This window comes from Acinetobacter sp. NIPH 817, assembly GCF_000368405.1.
In the GTDB taxonomy this organism is placed as follows: domain Bacteria; phylum Pseudomonadota; class Gammaproteobacteria; order Pseudomonadales; family Moraxellaceae; genus Acinetobacter.
Map to the genome: position 1 here is coordinate 2,312,844 of NZ_KB849420.1, position 19,800 is coordinate 2,332,643.

Sequence of the window (19,800 nt, forward strand, 5' to 3'; positions counted from 1 at the left end):
TCATCTTTACACCTGAATAAATCCATTTGTTTTACTTGTGATGCTGCGCCACTAAATGTTGGAAGTAAGCAATACCATGTTCACTAATTCCTGAGCGTTGCTTGTCAGTCATAATACGGCCTTGTCCACGATAACCACGTGATTTCAAACCGCGTTGCACACTTTCCACTAAGTTCAAATCTTCAGGACGGAATACATTACGATACCACTCAATTAAGTCTTTCTGATCTTGAGTGAGTTCTTCGTTCGTGAAGTAAATATCGTAATGCTGCAAAGTCGTTTCTGCATCTACTGGAAACTCATAGATTACCGTCATGAAATTACTGCCTGGCGGTACGTTGAACATGGTACAAGGCCAAGTCCAGAATCCATGAAACTCAGGATCTGTTACTGATGGATCAAGCTTAAATGACTTCTCAGATGAACGCGCAAAGCCATATTGTAGTGTCCAGTTTTGATGTGTGGTGTGCCAATATTTATCGACTTGTACTGAGTCAGCAAAGCCCGGATGTGCAGGCCCACAGTGATAACATTCTAAGTAGTTATCGACAATAACTTTCCAGTTTGCTGGAGTTTCTGTCACAAAGCGTGCTGCCAATTTTAAATCTTTAATTACACTACATGCTTGATTTAAACGCTCAGCAAATTCAGGAAGTTGGTCTTCTACGCATGTCGCATTTTCATCCATATTAATGAAAACAAATCCTGCATATTCCTCAACTTTTAAAGGCACCATGCTTGAGTTTTCTTTGTCAAAAGATTCAACATGGTCACAGTTACGCGCCAAAGCCAAGCTACCGTCTAGCTTAAAAGTCCAAGCATGGTATGGACAAGTAATTACATTTTTTGCTTTACCACTGCCACTTAAAAGCTCGTGACCACGGTGCGGACATACATTATAAAAAGCTCGTAAAACACTATCTTTACCACGAATGATGACAATATTTTCGCCAATTACTTTACGGGTAATATAGTCATTCGGTTGTGCCAATTCACTGCCATGTGCAACACAAATCCAGCTTTTAGCAAAGATTGCTTCTTTCTCATGCTCAAAAACTTGCGATGAAGTATAAAAAACTTTAGGGAAAGTCCATGCAACATCTGGGTTTGCACAAAAATCTTCAGGTAATTTTTCAACTGCACTCATGTTCTTACTCCATTAAATTCTTTTCGTCCAAATGACTCGATATTAAATTGATGTCTTTTCGACACTGCCAAACATGTGACGTATCGCAATCAGCATGTTTTGATATAACTGTTGAACTTCTGGGCAGTCACGCATGAGACGTAAACTGCCATGTAATAAACCTTTGCCTAAATGGAACTTGTTAGGGATACCTGCTTGTTCCAATTTTTGGGTAAGGAAATAACCGTCATCACTTAAAGGGTCGTATTCTGCAACGGCTACAAAACTGGCAGGTATATCTGAAAAATCCGTTGCCAATAAAGGCACTAGGCGCAAATCCTGCCAATCTTGTGAGTTAGGTGCATATTCCTTTAAATAAAAATGCATATCTTCAGTTGTTAATAACGGCGCATGGGCATGCTTTTGTGCGGCTAGTGTATCAAGCGCTGTAGTTAAACACGGATAAACCAAAGCCAGTCCTTGAGCTTGCATACCACTATGCTGTAGATGCACTGCAAGGGCTGCTGCTAAATTACCGCCAGCACTATCGCCTGCTAGAACGATATTTCCGCTATCAATCTGCCAGTCAGAACCATGTTGTTTAAGCCATTGATAGACTGCTAAACAATCTTCAAAAGCTGCTGGAAAGCGATGCTCTGGTGCCATGCGGTAATCCACACCAATGACAATTGCATTTAAGTCCTGACACAAATAGCTGGTAATAAACTCATGTGAATCGAGTCCACCAACCATCCAACCGCCGCCATGTAAATACAACACACACGGCCAACCTGACTCAGGTCGATCAGTTTTTGGTAAATACACACGAACAGGAACTTGATGCTCTTTATTGGCAACAAAGCGATCTTCTACTTCAATCTTGCCATCACGTGGCAAAGTGTAGTGTCGACACATCGCGTCATAGGCCGCACGGACTGAGTCAATATCTGCATCTGCTGGTGAATAAATGCTGCTCCAATACACAAGGCTTTGCATTTCTTCACTTAAGGCATAAGTGGTTTGTTCATGTGTAGTCATTACCGTTCCCTCTAGCTGGTTTTTCTGTCCAGTTTGATTGAGCTTGCAAGCTCAAGCTGCATCCGTTTTGCATGTTCATCTTGAGACTGGTTTAAACCAATTTCTTGCTCATCATAACCTTGTTGTTCAATTAAATGCGATGGGACTTTGGCATAATCCTGAATCAGCCATTTCACTAAGCCATAGGTTTGAATCAGAATAATCACGATGAATGGTAAAGCCGTCACAATGGTTGCCGTTTTCATGGTGTCCAAAGGTGCTTTACTAAAGATCATGGCAATTGGAACTAAAGTCAGCATGACACACCAGAACAGACGTGCATTTGGCGATGGATCTTGTCCTTCACTTAAACCACGTGTACATGTTGCTGAAACCGCATAGCCTACTGCATCCATGTGTGCTGCCAAGAACACCACCATAATGCCGAGGAAAATCCACATCATCAGCTTTCCAGCAGGTAACAGGCTGAGTAATTGACCAATCGCAACCTCACCACCTTGTTGGCTTAAGATTTGCGGTACATTTACAGCCCCATGAATAAAGCTATAAACACTGTAGTTTTCAAATACACCGAAGATGAACCAAAGACCGACACTACCGCCAATCACCATGGCAAAGATCACTTCTTTAATGGTACGGCCTTTCGAAACACGCGTTACGAACAGTGCCACACCCGGTGCATATGAAATCCACCATAACCAATAAAATACAGTCCATTCACGAGTAAACTTGCCATCACCCATTGGGTCGGTAAACAGGCTCATATCAACGAAGTTGGTTGCCATTAATCCAAAACTCATTAATGAATTATTCAAAATGAATTGCGTTGGACCAAAGCAAAGTACATAAATTGCAAATAACACCACGCCCAAGCACACCAAATGGCTTAAACGCTGCATACCTTTATCCATACCCACGTAAGAGCTAAGTGCAAATACAACCGAGACACCCAAAATAATGATAACCTTGGTCATAAAGGTATTTGGGATACCTGTGAGTTGAGACAAAATATTGGTAAATGTCACGGCGGTGAGTACCAACGAAATCGTCAGAGCACCAAACATGCAAAGCAAGAACATGAGGTCGACTAAACGTCCAACCACACCTGTTGATTTAAAACCCGTCACTGCCTCAATCACAGAAGCTAGACTTAAACCTTTGTTTTTTCTCACATGGTAGCTATAGCATAAAGAAATTGATGCCAAAGCATAAATTGCCCATGCACTTAAACCTGAGTGGAAAAAAGAGTAAGCCACACTGTATTTCAATGCTTCTGCTGACTCAGGCGGTAAACTCAAACCCGGAGTTTGATAATAGTAAGCCCAGTCCAAGAAGCCCCAGTACAGTGTAGAAGACCCAATACCTGACAAGATGAACATAAAAATCCATGACATCGTGCTGTATTGAGGCTTTCCCTCACCCAGTTTAATTTTGCCGTATTTACTAAAGGCTAGACCAAAAGTAAAAATAATGGCTAAAAAAGCAAACAGTAATACTGGTGTTGTAAACATCGATGTTGTCCACTGCATCCATGTTGCAGCAATCTTGATCGACTCTTGCGAATAAATTGCCAAACCAGCAACTGAAATAAATACAAACAGTAAGCTGGTTACGGCAAGAACTTTATCCGTATAAATTTTTGTGTTTTGATTATCCATATCCATACATCCATTTTTGGATGGCGTTATTCCATAGCGAACACGTCCATTTTAGTTTGGGCTACACACGATGCAATTGCATCTCCTACCTCATAAGTTTTTGCCTCACCGCCAATATCAGCTGTTTTTGGTCCATTAATTAATACATTCTCAATCGCCTGCATAATGTCCTGACCTGCTTGAATGCAGCGTTCGTCTTCTTCACCAAAGAATTCGAACATCATGGCACCCGACCAAATCGCAGCGATTGGATTGGCAATTTGTTTACTGTAAATATCTGGTGCTGAACCATGTACAGGTTCAAACAATGATGGAAATTTTCTTTCAGGGTTTAAGTTGGCTGAAGCAGCCAAACCAATGGTTCCAGTACAAGCAGGACCCAAATCAGAAAGGATGTCGCCAAATAAATTTGATGCTACAACCACATCAAAACGCTCAGGTTGTAGAACAAAACGAGCTGCTAAAATATCAACGTGCTGTTTATCAGCTTGAATTTGTGGATATTGTTTCGCCATCGCGTCAACGCGTTCATCCCAATACGGCATGCTGACCGCAATACCATTTGATTTGGTCGCTGCTGTAATTTTTTTCGCTTCACGCTGATTTGCAAACTCAAATGCATAACGCAAAATGCGATCTACACCATGACGTGTAAATACGGCTTCTTGTAAAACAAACTCGCGGTCTGTTCCTTCAAAAGCTTTACCACCTATGGCTGAATATTCACCTTCACTGTTTTCACGGACCACGTAAAAATCGATGTCACCTGGTTTTTTACCTACCAATGGACATTTCACACCAGGCATTAAGCGCACTGGACGTAAATTCACATATTGGTCAAAACCACGACGGAACTGGAGCAGCGAACCCCAAAGTGAAATATGGTCGGGCACTTTATCCGGCCAGCCTACAGCGCCAAAATAGATCGCATCGTAACCTTGCAAAGTTTCAAACCAGTCATCTGGCATCATTTTGCCGTGCTCAAGGTAGTAATCGCAGCTTGCCCAATCGAAAGCATCTAACTGAAGCTCAATGCCATGCTTCTCTGCTGCTGCCTTTACAACCTTAATGCCTTCTGGTAGAACTTCTAAACCAATGCCATCGCCTGCAATCGTGGCAACTTTATATCTTTTTGCCATAAGCTTCCTTCACACCTTCGACTAATATCCTTGTATGGCTTAAACATGATGTTTTAAGCAAAAATGATCAATAACGGAACTATCACTCCAATGGACACGGATCGTGAACAATCTACCTAACCTATCGGATTTAAAGGTTTTTTGCACAGTCGCCAAACTCAAAAGTTTTGTCGAATCTGCTGAGGAACTCGGGACATCGCCAGCTTTTATTAGCAAGCGAATTAATATTTTAGAAAACACGTTAAGCTGCAAACTCTTTCATCGCAGCACGCGTCATGTCAGCCTAACGGAAGATGGCAAACTCATCCTTGAAAGAGTTTCAAATATTCTTGAAGAATTTGATGAAGTCTGTGAATTGGTTAATAACCCGCTCAGTACACCCACAGGTCGTATGGATATTATTAGTAGCTTTGGTTTTGGCAGAAAGCATATCGCCCCAATTCTATCTAAATTAATGATGCTTTATCCAAAGCTTCAAATTCATTTTGACACCATCGACAATACTAAAGACCTGATTCAACACAGTATTGATTTAGACATCAGAATTGGTAATGAAATTGCTCCAAACATGATTGCGAAGAAGTTAGCTTCTAATTTTCGAATTTTATGTGCAGCACCGAGTTATTTACTTAAACACGGCGTACCAGACAGCATTGAAGATTTGCAAACACATGATTGTTTGACGATTAGTGAGCGTGATCAATCATCTGTGCTATGGAAATTTCGACATACTTCTGAAGATGTCTCGGTTCATGTCAAACCACGCTTTGTTTCTAATAACGGCGAAATTATTCATCAGCTTGCCATAGAAGGCCACGGTATTATTTTCCGATCAATTTGGGATGTTGCAGACGAATTGATTACTGGCCAACTTCAGCATATTTTGCCTGAGTACTGGCAAGATGCAGACGTCTGGGCAGTTTATCCATCACGACTCAAAAGCTCGTCTAAATTACAAACTTGCATTTTGTTCATTCAAAATGAATTGCTTAATCGATTGCAACATGTGCAAAACTTAAGTCGAGGACAACTCATTTCACCCGCAGTCAAACGTGAATCTCCCCCTGAAAAAGTCTTTCTATAAAAAAAGCCCTAAGTGAAGCCTATTCACTTAGGGCAATAAATTGCTCTTAAATTTTAGAAATAATATCCAATTGAGAGATAAAACAATTTATCCCATTCATTACTACTACCTTGTGCCAAACCATTCGCTCCACCTCCCACCATTGGGTCATTTTTACTCATAATATATTCACCCTGAATACCAATGGCTTTGTAATTAAAATAAACCCCTGCAATTAAGCGTTCAGAGTCTTTATAACCATTTTCGTCTTTAAAGAAGCGGCTATGAGAGATATAAGGTTTAATATTTTCAAGTTTGTGAAATGGCTGAGCAAAGGTATAGTTAATTTCATTGACCAAATATTTACCCTTATTGGCGACTTGATATGGATAATCAAAAGCTCCGATGGTTGAGCTATTTGGAAATAAATTATCGCCATTCGTGATATCTTGCTTCCCAGCTAAGAACATCCATTGCCATGCTTGATATTGCGTTTGAGCAAAAACGTTCCATGACTTACGATGACCATCTTCATCAGTTCTTTTATTTTCTAAATCAGAGTACCAGACTGAACCACCTAGCTCAGTCGAAAAATTTTGAGTCTTATCTAGTTCAAATTTTCTAGATGCTCTCGCAATCCACATATTCTTTTCTTCAATATTGGTGCCATTGGTCAAATCATCAGCTTCAACAAAATTACCACTGTAACGGCTTGAGTCTTTTGAAGTTCCCTTATAATTTCCACCATCAGTTGGATAGAATCCTAAGGTCAAATTATATTTATCATCTGCAAATTTATATTTGATACCCAAATTATCGATATCTTCTAAACCAACTGTATTTAAAAGTGTTTCGTAATAACTACTTCCCCAAAATTCGCCAAAACCAAAATCAACGGGTTGCAAACCTGCCGTGATTCTCTGCTGGTCAGATAACTTATAACCTACCCATGCTTTTTTTAGAAAAATTGCATCGCATAAGCGATCATATTGATAACAACGAGCATCCGCCCCTGCAATCCAATCTGGATTTTCATAACCTAACACTAATTTAATATCGGTTAGCCGCCAGTCATCATTTTGAGAACCTTCATTTGCATCAACCACATAATCTTTATGCAAATATCGGGAGCGTACCGCGCCAGAAATTTTAAATTGACCCGAGTCTAAAGTTGGATCTCCCCAACTCAAATCAGCTGCAGAAACTTGAACTCCCGCCGTTAAACTTAAAATCCCTAAAAATAATAATGACCTTTTCATGTCTTCAACATCCTTGTTAAGTGTTATAAGAACATGAAGAAATTGACGTAGACAAACAATGCCACAACTATAAAGTCGGTCTTTACAAACTGTGTTTAATCAAAAAACGAGCATAAAAAAAGACCACGCAGGAGCGTGGTCTATAAAATGGTGGCTATGACGAGACTTGAACTTGTGACCCCCGCATTATGAGTGCGGTGCTCTAACCAACTGAGCTACATAGCCGAAAACTGTGCGCGCATTATCTTAGTTTCTTTAATGCACGTCAAGAAAAATTTTAAATAAATTAGGTGAAGTGAGCCTATAAGCCGGGTTCTGTCGAGGATGGTCATTCCTCTAGGCGTACAATCACTCATACGCTCAAGCGACCTACCCGAATCCAGTACGGGCCGTACCTCAGGATTCCTATTTGGTCTTGCTTCTGGTGGGGTTTACCATGCCGTGAACTGTTACCAGACACGCGGTGCGCTCTTACCGCACCCTTTCACCCTTACCTCACGAATGAGGCGGTCTACTCTCTGCTGCACTTTCCGTCGGCTTTCACCGCCCAGGCGTTACCTGGCACCCTGCCCTATGAAGCCCGGACTTTCCTCCCCTGCTTCAGTCACGAAGACCTCCACAGCAGCGACCATCCAGCTCACCTCAGGGGCGCATATTAACAAATTTATTTACTAATTGCTCGTGCTTTTTTGAGCAATTAATTTTTTATATTTGTCGAAGAGCTGTTCTTCTGTTTCCTCATGCTGTGGATCTTTAGGAATACAATCTACAGGACAAAACAACTGACATTGCGGTTGGTCATGATGACCAACGCACTCAGTACACAAATCTGGATGAATTTCATAAATCACTTCACCCATAAAAATTGCTTCATTGGGGCAAACTGGTTCACAAACATCACAGTTTATACATTCATCGGTGATATATAACGACACGTTACCAACCTTGTTGATGTTTACGTTCAAAGGCTTCAACCACAGCTTGCGGAACAAACTTGGTTACATCCCCTTTTAAACGAGCAATTTCCCGAATCAATGTCGAAGAAATAAATGAATACTGCTCAGATGGTGTTAAAAACACCGCTTCAAAATGTGGGTCAAGTTGACGGTTCATATTAGCCAATTGAAATTCATATTCAAAATCAGAAACCGCTCTTAAACCACGAAGTACTGCTGTTGCCTTTTGTTCTTTAAAAAAATTAACCAGTAAACCATCAAAGCCTACAAACTCAACATTTGAGAGGTGACCTAAAGATGATTGTGCAAGTTCAACTCTCTCTTCTAAACTGAACAAAGGATTTTTATGATGTCCAATTGCAATCGCTACTACAACCTCATCAAACATTCTTGATGCTCTAGTAACTAAATCAACGTGTCCATTCGTGATGGGGTCAAATGTTCCAGGATAAATTACACGCGTTTTAGACATCCGCTAGTACTCTAATTGTATTGTGAATCTATTTTAGCAAAAGTTATACATGAGGCGAAATATTCATGTGCAGGAAAAACTTCACCTTAGCATCAGTTTACGGCACAATAGACATAATTGTGGAAGTTTGAATTATGGCGAAAGCAACAGTAGTAAAGAAACATAATGGCGGAACAATCGCACAAAATAAACGTGCCCGTCATGATTATTTTATCGAAGAAAAATTTGAAGCAGGCATGTCACTTCAAGGTTGGGAAGTAAAATCCTTACGTGCTGGGCGTATGACTTTGACGGAAAGTTATGTCATTTTCAAAAATGGCGAAGCATTTTTACTTGGTTCACAAATTCAGCCTTTATTATCGGCTTCGACCCATGTTGTGCCTGAGGCAACACGTACCCGTAAACTATTGCTCTCCCGACGTCAGCTTGAACACCTAATGGGCGCAGTTAACCAGAAAGGCTACTCATGCGTTCCTTTAGCGTGTTATTGGAAAGGGCATTTAGTCAAACTGGAAATTGCACTTGTGAAGGGTAAACAGCTTCATGACAAACGTGCAACCGAAAAAGACCGTGACTGGCAACGTGATAAAGCCCGTATATTTCATAAGTAATTTAGTAAAAAAGCCTCTTTTAGAGGCTTTTTTATATCGCATGATTTACTTAATTTAATCTATATAAAAGACCAGCGATATATTCACCAAACCATTTAGCAGTATCTAAATCACCTTGTGGCGGGGTAATCTCAACAGGTGCATTATCTGACTGTGTCATTAAGCCCAAACAACTTGATAAACGGTTTAAATCAGTTTCAGTATGACCAGTTGTCATTAAAGGCAAACCAGACCACAGCATGCCGTGCTGCATAGCAAAAATATTTAGCTGTTGTAAAACTGCAAGCTTATCACCACTTAAACCACCCGAATTTGCAAAACCAGCAGCCAACTTGCCTTGCCATAACCGATTTTTCCAACGTTTGGATGTGCTATCCATAAACTTTTTAAAATCAGCAGTTACACTGCCCATATAGGTTGGCGAGCCAAAAATAATTCCCTGTGAAGCGTCTAAAACATCCCAGTCAATGTGCTCAATATTCATCACATGTACTTTAATGCCCATCACTTCCGCTCCAGCAGCAATAGCAGAAGCTACCTTTGCAGTGTGGCCATAAGGGCTGTGGTAGACAATTGAGAGATGTTTTTCAGGCAAAGACATAAGTTTAATAATTTGAGCGATTTTTTGTATTTTAGCATTTTATTAAAACTTGCTAAACCACGATCTGTGAATATCAAAGATTAGCTTTTTAACGGCTTATTTGAGTCAATATTAAAAATCCAAAAATAAAAAAATCTCCTATATTATTTAAACGTCTAAATAACATAAGAGATTGATATCATAACAACCGCACTTTCTTAAAGTGAATTGCGATTTTTATAAATTACATAAAAACAAAGGTAGCCATACGCCCAGTCTTCGCATCACGACGATAAGAAAAATATTCATCGCTCTGTTGATATGAACATTGGTCTCCGCCTAAAACCTGCTTCACACCAAGACTCTGCAAAATAAAACGTGCAATTGCATATAAATCTGCATGAAATTTATTTGGAGCCGCCCCTTCAACAAAAGCTGTTTCCAACTCAGGATATTTATCACAAAAAGCAGCTTTTACTTCAGCCCCAATTTCAAAACAAGGTTGGCTAATTGCAGCTCCTAACCATGCCCAAGTTGGAGGATTTTGCATAGCAGCAATCGTGTTTTCAACAATCCCACCAGCTAAACCACGCCAACCCGCATGTAAGTTTGCGACTTCGGTACCTTCGGCGTTACCTAACACGATAGGTAAGCAATCAGCAGTCATCATCATTAAAGCATGGCCTTTGGTTTGAGTGACCAAACCATCACCAATTAAAGCCTTAAAAGGAATTTGTTCATTTACTGTATGGCAAATCGTACTATGTGTCTGAGTCATCCATGTCATTTTTTTAACACCGAACTTAGCAAAATCATCTAGCAATATCATGCGATGTTGCTGAACACGTTTTGCCTCATCATTAACATGTAAAGCCAGATTAAAGCCAGACAGCTCATGTTGATCCGTTGCTAATGCTAAAGGATGTTGAACACGTGTCTGTCCTACATATACGCCTTGAGGTAAACCTTGAACAAATTCCATATACGCGTCCTTAATATGCAGCGTTTTCTGAACGTAACGCATCTACTAAATGCGTAAAATCTTCAGGCCACGGCGCTTCAAATAGCATTTCTTCACCAGTACGAGGATGTTTTAAGCCCAATTTAGCTGCATGTAATGCTTGACGTTTAAAACCACGCAAAGTATCAATGAGTAATTCAGATGCCCCTGCTGGTACACGTACACGGTTCATATAAATCTGATCACCGATCAGTCCATAACCGATATAACTAAAATGCACACGAATCTGATGAGTTCGACCTGTTTCAAGACGAGCTTGTACACGAGTAAAATCTTTAAAGCGTTCTTTTACATTGTAATGGGTTACAGCATCTCGTCCGCCCGGTAAAATCGCCATTTTCACACGGTCAACTGGATGACGTTTGATCGGTTCATCAATAGTACCGCCAGCAATAATATTTCCATAAACAACTAGGTCATATACACGGTAAACCGATTTATTTGCCAACTGTTTACTTAAAGAAAATTGTGCTTCAAGGCTCTTGGCAACGACTAACAAACCGCTTGTATCTTTATCAATACGATGTACTAAACCCGCACGAGACAGTTCCGACAATTTTGGGAAGTGATAAAGCAAGGCATTCACTAAAGTTCCAGAACTATTGCCTGCCCCTGGATGTACTACCATACCTACTGGTTTATTAATGACTAAAATGTCGTCATCTTCATAAACAATATTAAGTGGAATATTCTCAGGTTGACTTGTGGTCTGCGCTTCGAGCTCAACTTCGAGTGTAAGCAGCTCTGTCCCTTCACAACGGTGCTTCGGCTTGACAATGTTACCATTCACCAACAGATGGCCATCCTTCAACCATTGTTTAAGCTTTTCACGTGAAAACTCATTCCACACCAAGGCCGCAACCTGATCGATACGTTGTCCCAGATAGGTTTCATCTAACTGAACTTGCAACGATAAACGTGTTGCAGTTGTATCAGAAGTATGGTTATCTGCATCCTCAGAATCTTCAAGTAAATTGAAGTCGGTTTCAGATAAGTTTGTGTTTGAAGATTGTGCTGAAGTCATTTGATCATTGAGATAAAAGTGGTTTAATAGCGCAATTGTAGCTCATTGCCCAACATAACAGAGGAGTTTTTATGTCGCTACCACGTTATAAAATTACGATGCTTGCCTTATCTTTAGGTGTAGCGTCTGCATTTGTGGGCTGTAGCAGCAATCCAAGTAAAAAAGAAGTGGTCGATAGTGGCCCACAATCTAGTGAACAAGCTTACTTCGAAAAGGCCCAAAAGTCGCTTGACCGTGGTCAATATCTTGATGCGACCAAGTCTTTAGAAGCAATCGATACTTATTATCCGACTGGACAATACGCACAACAAGCACAACTTGAACTTCTATATTCAAAATTTAAACAAAAAGATTATGAAGGTGCGATTGCCTTAGCAGAACGTTTTATTCGTTTAAATCCTCAACATCCAAATGTAGATTATGCTTACTATGTTCGTGCTGTATCGAATATGGAGCAAAACTACGACAGTTTGATGCGCTATACATCTCTGCAACAATCTCATCGTGATGTGAGTTATTTGAAAGTTGCTTATCAGAACTTTGTTGATTTAATTCGTCGTTTCCCAAGTAGCCAATACTCTGTTGATGCTGCTCAGCGTATGAAGTTCATCGGGCAAGAACTTGCTGAAAATGAAATGACTGCTGCACGTTTTAACGTTAAACGTAAAGCTTGGATCGCAGCTGCTGAACGTTCGCAATGGGTAATTGAACACTATCCACAAACTCCTCAAGTTCCAGAAGCATTAGCGACTTTGGCATATAGCTATAACCAATTAGGTGATAAAGCGACTTCACAACAATATATTGAAGTTTTAAAGCTTAATTACCCTAACTTGGTGAAAAAAGATGGCACAGTTAACATGCGTGCTGCTCGTAAAGAAGGTAACTGGATTAACCGTGCGACTCTGGGTATTTTCGGTCGTGAATCTACGGCTGCAACGCCAGAAAGCACAGCTGAAGCAGAAGCTCCAAAACGTGGTTTCCTCAATCGCGTAAGTTTTGGTTTAATTGGTAACTCAGATAAAGAAGAAACTGAAGAACCAGAAAAAACAACTGTTGAAGCTCCAAAGTCAGAGCGTAGTTGGACAAATCGTTTAAGCTTCGGTTTATTAGATAAACCTGAGCCACAACCAGCAGAAAATACAACTGTTGCTCCAGCTGTTAGCTCTACAGATGTAACGACTGACACTCAGTCAGATGATGCAACGCAAGGTACTAGCGACGCTGCTCAATAAGTTACAAATTTTAAAAAGCACCAATAAACAGGCAAGTGATACCACTTGCCTGTTTGTTTTTATAAAATATTAAAATATTTATTGTGTAGATCTTGCCTCATCATGTCAGAATATTCTGACTCACTCTCTCATCAGTTTTAATACGGTTATCTGAATTATGGCAATTCCACAACATACGATTGATCAAATTTTAGATCGCACAGATATTGTCGATCTGATTGGTCAACGTGTGAAACTGAAAAAGACGGGACGTACATATTCCGGCTGTTGCCCTTTTCATCAAGAAAAAACGCCATCGTTCCATGTCTACCGCGACAAGCAGTATTATCACTGCTTTGGTTGTCAGGCTAACGGGAACGCGATCCGTTTTCTTATGGACATCGATAACCGAAATTTTATAGATGTCATGAAGGAGTTATCGAGTAGCGCTGGAGTCGAACTACCGAAAGATAATACTGAAAATAAAAAGCTGTCTTATACCCGTCAGGTTACGAAACCACCAGTTGCTAAAGCAAATACGGCGGAGCCTGTAACTCCAACTCCGCAACAACCAACTGATGAAAGCTACAACACGCTTGAACCTGTATTTTTTGATGACCCATTTGCTCAGTTTGAGCAGCCTTTTAGTTTTGATGAACCAGTTCAAGAAGGTAATTTATATGACTTACTGGAAAATGTTGCTCAGTTCTATGAGCACCAATTACCTAATAGTCAAAAGGCAAAAAACTACTTTAAACAACGTGGCTTAACTAATCAGACTATTCAGTTTTGGCGCTTGGGCTATGCACCAGAAGACTGGCAACACTTAGAAAAAGCTTTTCCGTATGATATTGATGGTTTAAAACAACTTGGACTTATTCGTTCAAGCGATAATGGGCGTGATTTTGACTTATTACGTGACCGTGTCATTTTCCCGATTCGAGATCCTAAAGGCCGCGTCGTTGGTTTTGGTGGACGTGCCTTAAATGATGAAATCAAACCTAAATACATCAACTCACCTGACTCAGAGGTCTTTCACAAGAATCAGCTACTTTACGGACTTTATGAAGGTAGAAAACTTAAGTCTAGCGACTGGTTAATGGTTGAAGGCTACATGGATGTCATTGCGCTTCAGCAATATGGCATTACAGGAGCTGTTGCAACTTTAGGGACTGCAAGTAATACAGAACATCTTAATATTTTATTTAAACAAAATAGCCGAATTACCATTGCTTTTGACGGTGATGCTGCGGGTCAAAAAGCAGCACGCAGAACATTAGAAATTGCTTTACCACTTCTCAATGATGGCCGTGAACTCAAATTTTTTGTTCTACCAAATGACCACGATCCGGACTCTCTTATCCGTCGTGAAGGGCTTGAAAATTTCCAGAAACTATTACAACAGGCCCCTCTTTTGTCTGATTTTGTGTTTGCCCATTTAACAGGTCAGCACGACATTAGCACTCCTGAAGGCAAAAGCTTGGTCATGGGTGAACTCAGGGAACTAACTGAACTATTACCCAAACAGGGCTCTTTTCGTTATTTACTTAATCAATCTTTCCGTGAAAAACTCGGACTAGGTAAACGTTTTACCCCACAAGTTAGTCACGATGCATCGTTATCATTTAATATTCAAACGAAAGATGAAGACTTTGCTGTCGCAATTTTGATGAACCATCCATTCCTTTATATTCATTTTGAAGGATTACGTGCCTATATTCCCCAAGATGAGTTATTGGCAAAAATATTAGCAACTTTAAACCGTATATTTGATGAATTGCCTGATGACCAAGAGCTAGCAACTTATTATGTTTTAGGTGCATGCAGCAGTTATTGCCATGAAATTGCAGATATTATGCAAAGAACCAATATACAGGCATTAACTCAAGCACCTGAAGTGGCTGACAAGTTAGCTCAAGAATATGCGTTAGGCTTAAAAGAAAGATATTTACGTCAAAAGCTTAAGTCACCGATTTCTCTGATTGAATCAAGAAATCTAAGACAGCAACTCAATGAACTAACAAAACAAATTAGTTTAAGGCTGTTGTCTTAATGTTTTGGCTTACGCTCATGATCAAAGACATCCTGTAAATGCTGTTGTAGCCATTCTAAATAATCAGGATTTTCTGCCTTGGCAGCTTCGCGTAGCAAAATAGATGTCGGATGCATAAGCTTTTGCGTCAAACGATGCGCGAATTGCTGTAATACTTGTTCAGCATTTTCACCATGATGCAAAGCCTCTAATGCGTGCGTAAGCTCTTGTTGACTAATTTCTTCACTATGTTGGCGGTAAGCATGAATTGTACTACCTGCCTCTTTAACTTTTTGATGAGTAATAAGCTGGGTAGCTAACTGATTAACCATAACTTCTGCTTCAACAGCGGCCTGACGTCGTTGAGCAAGATTTTCATCTATCACACTTTGTAAATCATCAACCCCATACAAATAGACCCCATCAAGCGCTTCAACTTTAGGATCTATATCACGAGGCACGGCTAAATCAACCATTAACATTTGTTGATAGCGACGTTTCTTTAATGCAGCCTTAACATCTGGATAAGCAATAACTTGATATAAACTACCAGTACAACTCGACACAACATCAGCACGATATAAGTTTTCAGCCAATGCTGAAAAATCAATAATTTCAACTTCAACTTGATGTGAAATCTCTTGAGCCAATTGGTCAGCACGCTCACGACTACGGTTACAAATAATAATTTTGGCAACACCCATTTCAGCCAGATGCTTAGCAACCAAACTATTCATTTCACCTGCTGCAACGACCATTACAGTAAGTTTTTCGGGCTTACTAAAGACTTGTAAAGCTAATTGTGCAACGGCATACCCCATCGAAACGGCATGACTACCCACTGCCGTTTCGGAACGTACACGTTTAGCAGCATAAAAAGCATATTCAAAAACACTGTTTAATTCAGGAGAGACCGTTTGAGCTTCTTTAGACAATGCTAAAGCACTTTTAACCTGTCCTAAAATTTGCGGCTCACCTAACATGAGAGAGTCAAGACCACTCGCTACTCGCATTAAATGTGTAATTGCCTGCGTGTTCTCGTAACGATAAACATGATGAATTAAGTGCTGTACATCAATATTATTGGCATCGGCTAACCATTTCAGCAGGCTTTCGGCATTTTCTGCCATGGCATACACTTCTGTACGGTTACACGTCGAGACGACCACCAAATCCTTTAAGTTCTGGTGATGGTTTTGTTCGGCAAGCAAACGACTTAATCGCTCTGCATTGAAAGCAATTTTTTCGCGGAGTTCGACAGAAGCTGTTTGATGGTTGACACCCAATGCAAAGAAAGACATATCAGATCATCATTTCGCTAAATTTATGCTATTGTGCAACATCGGTGTCATAAAAAGCATTACTTTGGATCAATAAAAATTGCGTCAAATGAATAGCCGTATTAATTTTAACGGTGCTTCGATAAGACAGTATTCTACCACATTCTTATTGTTAGGTAGCATGTCCTCGCATGTCTATGCACGTCCTGTGCAAGAGACCTATGCCGTGCATTCATTTGATCAGGCCTTAGAACAAACTATGGTCGCTGAATTTGCTCTGGCTTATGATGATATTCCTAACGCTTTGCACAATTACACAGTGCTCGCAATTAAAAGCAACTCTACCTCAATTAAACAACGAGCTTTAGACGTTGCTCTTGAATATAATGACTTACAAGCCGCTTTAAATATTGCTACACATTGGGTAGCTCAAGAGCCCAAAGATGTGCCTGCTTTATTCTATTTGTCACATATTGCTTTAAAAACACATGAATACCAGCTTGCCGCTGAAACATTAGATAAAATTTTAAAAATAGATCCGACTGCTGATTTAGAACAAATTTTAGCAAGTATTGCTCCGGAAAATGCTCAAGATCGAGATGTACTATTAACAGCTTTACGCTCTAGTGCTGAAAAAGATAACCCTTCTATTTTAGCACTCATCGCCAACTTAGAAGCCCAAAATGGCCAATTGGAATCTGCTCTAACCAACATCAACAAGGCATTACGCCGACGCCCTAAAGTGACGAGCTTTATTTTAATGAAAGCGAACCTACTCATTGCTCTTAGCGATCAAGAAGGTGCGCTTAAATGGTATGCAAAGTCCAGCCGTAAATATAAGAAAAATTTAGATATTCGTTTAGCTGAAATCCGCTATCTCATTCAAATTAATCAATCTCAACTTGCGTTAGAAAAGCTCGAAAACGTTATAGAAGCTAATCCTAAAGCTGAAGAAGCATTGTTTATTGCAGGCTTAACCAGTATCGATTTAAAGCAATATGACAAAGCAGAACAATATCTTGTTGATCTACGAAACTCTGCAAAATATCAAAATGAAGCGTATTACTATTTAGCCATTAATGCAGAACGCAAACAACATTATGAAACTGCAAAAGCTTACTATCGTTTAGTTGATGGCAGCTTATATGTCGTTTCCAGACGCAATCTGATTGCAATATATGATAAACAAGAAAATTTACATGATGCTTTACGATTTCTCACGCAAGAACGCGTAAATTATCCCCAACATGCAAGTTTCTTATATCAAGCTCAAGCTGAAATCTTAAAGAAAATGGGCAATAAAAAAGCTGCATTAAATTTATTAGATGAAGCGATAAAGAATTTACCCGATGATCCTGAACTCATTTACGCAGAAGTTTTACTACTCGATCCATATACTGACCGAGATAAACTCGACAAAACATTAAAGCAATTATTACAACTTGAACCTAACAGTCCAACTTACCTCAATGCATATGCTTATACACTAGCCCTACAAAACCGTCGGCTAAAAGAAGCACGTCAATATGCAGAGCAAGCTTTAGAATATGCGCCGGAACAGGCCTCAATTCTTGATACGCTGGGCTATATCGCATTTTTGCAGAATGATTATGAAGCCGCGGCAGAGGCTTTAGGCAAAGCTTATGAACTTAGTCACAATATAAATATTGGCGTTCGCTATGCTAAAGCATTGTATATGCAAGGATCATTAACTCAATTTAGCGCTGTGTTACAACAACTGAAACAAAAACATGCCAATGATCCACAATTACAACAGCTTGATGCGTTAATTTTACCTACATCTGCAAAAAAGAGTTAAATATATGAGCAAATTTGCCCAACTGTGCACAGCGATCTGTGGATCAAGTGTATTATTTCTAACCGGTTGTCAGCATTTTACTCAACCAAAACCTGCGGTTACCCAGCAAGTTCAAGATGAAAAACACTTTAATTTACAAGGTAAAATCGGGGTTCGCACACCACAGCAAACTGGTAGTGCTTTTTTCACCTGGGTTCAACAACAAGATAATTTTGATATTGAATTAAGCGGTATTTTAGGTGTAGGAAAAACTCAAATTCAGGGTAAACCCGGTGAAGTGAAGTTAAATAGTGCAAAAACTGGATTAATTACTGCTGCCTCTCCAGAAGAGCTTTTAGAGCGCGCAACTGGTTGGCAAGCACCAATTACTCATTTAACGAGTTGGATTTTGGCCAAACCTGCAACTTTAAGTGCTCAGATCAGTAAAGATAGCGAAAATCGTGTAAACCAACTGATTGAAGATGGCTGGACAGTTAATTTTAGCTATGATGGCGAACAAACTTTGCCAAACAAACTGGTTTTAAAGCAAGCTCTTGCTGAAGATAAAGAAAACCGTATTACAATGGTCATCCAAAACCGCTAAGTCTAATTATATAAATCTATGATTCGAGTTCCTTCTCCAGCTAAGCTCAACCTGTTTTTGCATATTACAGGCCGACGCGAAAATGGTTATCATGAGTTACAAACCATTTTCCAACTTATTGATTTATATGACTGGATGATATTTACGCCGACTTTGGATGAACAAATCGAAATTGATGGATTGAATGAAGTCAGACCTGAAGAAAACCTGATTTATCGGGCTGCTCAAATACTAAGAACGCATGCAAAAAAATTCTGCGGTCTACACATCAAAATTGAAAAAAATATTCCAATGGGTGCAGGTCTGGGCGGAGGTTCATCCAATGCTGCCACAACCCTGATTGTGTTAAATCAATTATGGGAATGTGGACTAAATCAAGAACAACTTGCGGACTATGGCGTTAAGCTTGGTGCCGATGTTCCTATTTTTATTTATGGTAAAAATGCATGGGCTGAAGGTATTGGTGAACATTTATCATTCATAGACTTAGATCAAAAACAGTTCATTATTTTAAAACCTGATTGTTTTATCAGCACTCAATTGCTTTTTTCACAAAAAACATTGACAAGAGACTCTAAGACCACTAAATTTTGCGCCTATCAGTTAGAACCTTCTAATTTTGGAAATAACTTTGAGCCATTAGCTCGGCAGTTATACCCTGAAGTAGAAGAAGCAATGCGATATTTAGACCAGTTTGGTCAAGCAAAGCTTACAGGTACAGGTGCTTGTGTTTTTATTGAAGTAACGAATGAAATGAATATTGATGAAATTCTTAACCATTCACCTTGTAAATCTTACTTGGTAAATAGTTTAAAAGAATCTCCTCTTAATCATTTTAAGGTTACACGTTAGGGGCGTCGCCAAGTGGTAAGGCACCGGGTTTTGATCTCGGCATCCGTTGGTTCGAATCCAGCCGCCCCTGCCA

Annotated in this window: 18 protein-coding genes, 2 tRNA genes and 1 other RNA gene; 8 read left to right on the forward strand and 13 right to left on the reverse strand. The window is 39.8% G+C overall.

The genetic code is table 11. The features are described 5' to 3' along the window. Positions 1 to 31: 31 nt before the first annotated feature. The 4 genes from cntA to F968_RS14565 are packed head-to-tail and all read right to left on the reverse strand — an operon-like array spanning position 32 to position 4,961. Positions 32 to 1,147 (reverse strand): carnitine monooxygenase subunit alpha, encoded by a 1,116-nt coding sequence (gene cntA, locus F968_RS14550; RefSeq protein ID WP_002120432.1) that lies wholly within the window; start codon positions 1,145 to 1,147, stop codon positions 32 to 34. 42 nt (positions 1,148 to 1,189) lie between these two features. After that, positions 1,190 to 2,164: an alpha/beta hydrolase gene (locus F968_RS14555; protein WP_004794177.1), complete on the reverse strand. Its 975-nt coding sequence runs from the start codon at positions 2,162 to 2,164 to the stop codon at positions 1,190 to 1,192. 11 nt (positions 2,165 to 2,175) lie between these two features. Then, positions 2,176 to 3,828 (reverse strand): BCCT family carnitine transporter, encoded by a 1,653-nt coding sequence (locus F968_RS14560; protein ID WP_081399556.1) that lies wholly within the window; start codon positions 3,826 to 3,828, stop codon positions 2,176 to 2,178. A 20-nt stretch (positions 3,829 to 3,848) separates the two neighbouring features. Then, a complete protein-coding gene (locus F968_RS14565; protein WP_004794180.1) occupies positions 3,849 to 4,961 on the reverse strand; it encodes a tartrate dehydrogenase in 1,113 nt (370 codons plus the stop codon). Between the two features lie 103 nt (positions 4,962 to 5,064). Here F968_RS14565 and F968_RS14570 point away from each other — a divergent pair, with 103 nt between their 5' ends. Then, positions 5,065 to 6,045 carry a LysR family transcriptional regulator gene (locus F968_RS14570; protein ID WP_004794182.1) on the forward strand — a complete coding sequence of 327 codons (981 nt, stop codon included), beginning with the start codon at positions 5,065 to 5,067 and terminating at the stop codon, positions 6,043 to 6,045. 53 nt (positions 6,046 to 6,098) lie between these two features. On the opposite strand, the gene F968_RS14575 is transcribed toward F968_RS14570, so the two are convergent. The 5 genes from F968_RS14575 to coaD all read right to left on the reverse strand — a co-directional run bounded on the left by F968_RS14575 (position 6,099) and on the right by coaD (position 8,711). After that, positions 6,099 to 7,283 (reverse strand): porin, encoded by a 1,185-nt coding sequence (locus F968_RS14575; RefSeq protein WP_004794183.1) that lies wholly within the window; start codon positions 7,281 to 7,283, stop codon positions 6,099 to 6,101. Between the two features lie 148 nt (positions 7,284 to 7,431). Then, positions 7,432 to 7,508 (reverse strand) — tRNA-Met (locus F968_RS14580). 63 nt (positions 7,509 to 7,571) lie between these two features. After that, positions 7,572 to 7,927, reverse strand: an RNA gene (gene rnpB / locus F968_RS19460) — RNase P RNA component class A. 27 nt (positions 7,928 to 7,954) lie between these two features. After that, complete coding sequence (locus F968_RS14585; protein WP_004794186.1) at positions 7,955 to 8,218, reverse strand: YfhL family 4Fe-4S dicluster ferredoxin; 264 nt, start codon at positions 8,216 to 8,218, stop codon at positions 7,955 to 7,957. A 1-nt stretch (position 8,219) separates the two neighbouring features. Beyond that, positions 8,220 to 8,711 (reverse strand): pantetheine-phosphate adenylyltransferase, encoded by a 492-nt coding sequence (gene coaD, locus F968_RS14590; RefSeq protein WP_004794188.1) that lies wholly within the window; start codon positions 8,709 to 8,711, stop codon positions 8,220 to 8,222. Between the two features lie 134 nt (positions 8,712 to 8,845). Between coaD and smpB the strand changes: the two genes are divergently transcribed. Next, on the forward strand, positions 8,846 to 9,322 hold the full coding sequence (smpB, locus tag F968_RS14595; protein WP_004641603.1) for an SsrA-binding protein SmpB: 477 nt from the start codon (positions 8,846 to 8,848) through the stop codon (positions 9,320 to 9,322). Between the two features lie 49 nt (positions 9,323 to 9,371). Here the strand turns inward: smpB and F968_RS14600 are convergent, their stop codons facing one another. The 3 genes from F968_RS14600 to rluD all read right to left on the reverse strand — a co-directional run bounded on the left by F968_RS14600 (position 9,372) and on the right by rluD (position 11,947). Next, on the reverse strand, positions 9,372 to 9,923 hold the full coding sequence (locus F968_RS14600; RefSeq protein WP_004794190.1) for a flavodoxin family protein: 552 nt from the start codon (positions 9,921 to 9,923) through the stop codon (positions 9,372 to 9,374). 223 nt (positions 9,924 to 10,146) lie between these two features. Beyond that, the gene (gene pgeF, locus F968_RS14605) at positions 10,147 to 10,884 is read right to left on the reverse strand and encodes a peptidoglycan editing factor PgeF (protein WP_004794191.1); all 738 of its coding nucleotides are present in this window, start codon (positions 10,882 to 10,884) and stop codon (positions 10,147 to 10,149) included. Positions 10,885 to 10,894: 10 nt separating this feature from the next. Beyond that, positions 10,895 to 11,947, reverse strand: coding sequence for a 23S rRNA pseudouridine(1911/1915/1917) synthase RluD (gene rluD, locus F968_RS14610; RefSeq protein ID WP_004794192.1), 1,053 nt, complete (start codon positions 11,945 to 11,947; stop codon positions 10,895 to 10,897). A gap of 71 nt (positions 11,948 to 12,018) precedes the next feature. Here rluD and F968_RS14615 point away from each other — a divergent pair, with 71 nt between their 5' ends. Together F968_RS14615 and F968_RS14620 are read left to right on the forward strand one after the other, a co-directional pair. After that, a complete protein-coding gene (locus tag F968_RS14615; protein WP_004794193.1) occupies positions 12,019 to 13,182 on the forward strand; it encodes an outer membrane protein assembly factor BamD in 1,164 nt (387 codons plus the stop codon). Positions 13,183 to 13,339: 157 nt separating this feature from the next. Beyond that, complete coding sequence (locus F968_RS14620; protein ID WP_004794194.1) at positions 13,340 to 15,214, forward strand: DNA primase; 1,875 nt, start codon at positions 13,340 to 13,342, stop codon at positions 15,212 to 15,214. On the opposite strand, the gene hemA is transcribed toward F968_RS14620, so the two are convergent. Further along, positions 15,211 to 16,494, reverse strand: a complete 1,284-nt coding sequence (gene hemA, locus F968_RS14625; RefSeq protein ID WP_004794195.1) for a glutamyl-tRNA reductase — start codon at positions 16,492 to 16,494, stop codon at positions 15,211 to 15,213. The two genes, F968_RS14620 and hemA, sit on opposite strands and share 4 nt — an antisense overlap. Before the next feature lie 88 nt (positions 16,495 to 16,582). On the opposite strand from hemA, the gene F968_RS14630 reads away from it, so the two are divergent. The 4 genes from F968_RS14630 (at position 16,583) to F968_RS14645 (ending at position 19,800) form a co-directional block, all read left to right on the forward strand. Continuing rightward, complete coding sequence (locus F968_RS14630; RefSeq protein WP_004794196.1) at positions 16,583 to 18,292, forward strand: tetratricopeptide repeat protein; 1,710 nt, start codon at positions 16,583 to 16,585, stop codon at positions 18,290 to 18,292. A gap of 4 nt (positions 18,293 to 18,296) precedes the next feature. Continuing rightward, on the forward strand, positions 18,297 to 18,875 hold the full coding sequence (lolB, locus tag F968_RS14635) for a lipoprotein insertase outer membrane protein LolB (protein ID WP_004794197.1): 579 nt from the start codon (positions 18,297 to 18,299) through the stop codon (positions 18,873 to 18,875). Between the two features lie 18 nt (positions 18,876 to 18,893). Beyond that, the gene (gene ispE / locus F968_RS14640) at positions 18,894 to 19,727 is read left to right on the forward strand and encodes a 4-(cytidine 5'-diphospho)-2-C-methyl-D-erythritol kinase (protein ID WP_004794198.1); all 834 of its coding nucleotides are present in this window, start codon (positions 18,894 to 18,896) and stop codon (positions 19,725 to 19,727) included. Next, a tRNA-Gln gene (locus tag F968_RS14645) sits at positions 19,726 to 19,800 on the forward strand. The genes ispE and F968_RS14645 overlap by 2 nt, the downstream gene beginning before the upstream one ends.

What these genes read in the sequence shown, in the direction of transcription:
- coaD (WP_004794188.1), bottom strand. Translation starts at nt 8,711, where the DNA reads ATGTCTAAAACGCGTGTAATTTATCCTGGAACATTTGACCCCATCACG.
- F968_RS14565 (WP_004794180.1), bottom strand. Translation starts at nt 4,961, where the DNA reads ATGGCAAAAAGATATAAAGTTGCCACGATTGCAGGCGATGGCATTGGT.
- cntA (WP_002120432.1), bottom strand. Translation starts at nt 1,147, where the DNA reads ATGAGTGCAGTTGAAAAATTACCTGAAGATTTTTGTGCAAACCCAGAT.
- lolB (WP_004794197.1), top strand. Translation starts at nt 18,297, where the DNA reads ATGAGCAAATTTGCCCAACTGTGCACAGCGATCTGTGGATCAAGTGTA.
- pgeF (WP_004794191.1), bottom strand. Translation starts at nt 10,884, where the DNA reads ATGGAATTTGTTCAAGGTTTACCTCAAGGCGTATATGTAGGACAGACA.
- F968_RS14615 (WP_004794193.1), top strand. Translation starts at nt 12,019, where the DNA reads ATGTCGCTACCACGTTATAAAATTACGATGCTTGCCTTATCTTTAGGT.
- F968_RS14630 (WP_004794196.1), top strand. Translation starts at nt 16,583, where the DNA reads ATGAATAGCCGTATTAATTTTAACGGTGCTTCGATAAGACAGTATTCT.
- smpB (WP_004641603.1), top strand. Translation starts at nt 8,846, where the DNA reads ATGGCGAAAGCAACAGTAGTAAAGAAACATAATGGCGGAACAATCGCA.
- ispE (WP_004794198.1), top strand. Translation starts at nt 18,894, where the DNA reads ATGATTCGAGTTCCTTCTCCAGCTAAGCTCAACCTGTTTTTGCATATT.
- hemA (WP_004794195.1), bottom strand. Translation starts at nt 16,494, where the DNA reads ATGTCTTTCTTTGCATTGGGTGTCAACCATCAAACAGCTTCTGTCGAA.
- rluD (WP_004794192.1), bottom strand. Translation starts at nt 11,947, where the DNA reads ATGACTTCAGCACAATCTTCAAACACAAACTTATCTGAAACCGACTTC.
- F968_RS14555 (WP_004794177.1), bottom strand. Translation starts at nt 2,164, where the DNA reads ATGACTACACATGAACAAACCACTTATGCCTTAAGTGAAGAAATGCAA.
- F968_RS14620 (WP_004794194.1), top strand. Translation starts at nt 13,340, where the DNA reads ATGGCAATTCCACAACATACGATTGATCAAATTTTAGATCGCACAGAT.
- F968_RS14575 (WP_004794183.1), bottom strand. Translation starts at nt 7,283, where the DNA reads ATGAAAAGGTCATTATTATTTTTAGGGATTTTAAGTTTAACGGCGGGA.
- F968_RS14560 (WP_081399556.1), bottom strand. Translation starts at nt 3,828, where the DNA reads ATGGATATGGATAATCAAAACACAAAAATTTATACGGATAAAGTTCTT.
- F968_RS14600 (WP_004794190.1), bottom strand. Translation starts at nt 9,923, where the DNA reads ATGTCTTTGCCTGAAAAACATCTCTCAATTGTCTACCACAGCCCTTAT.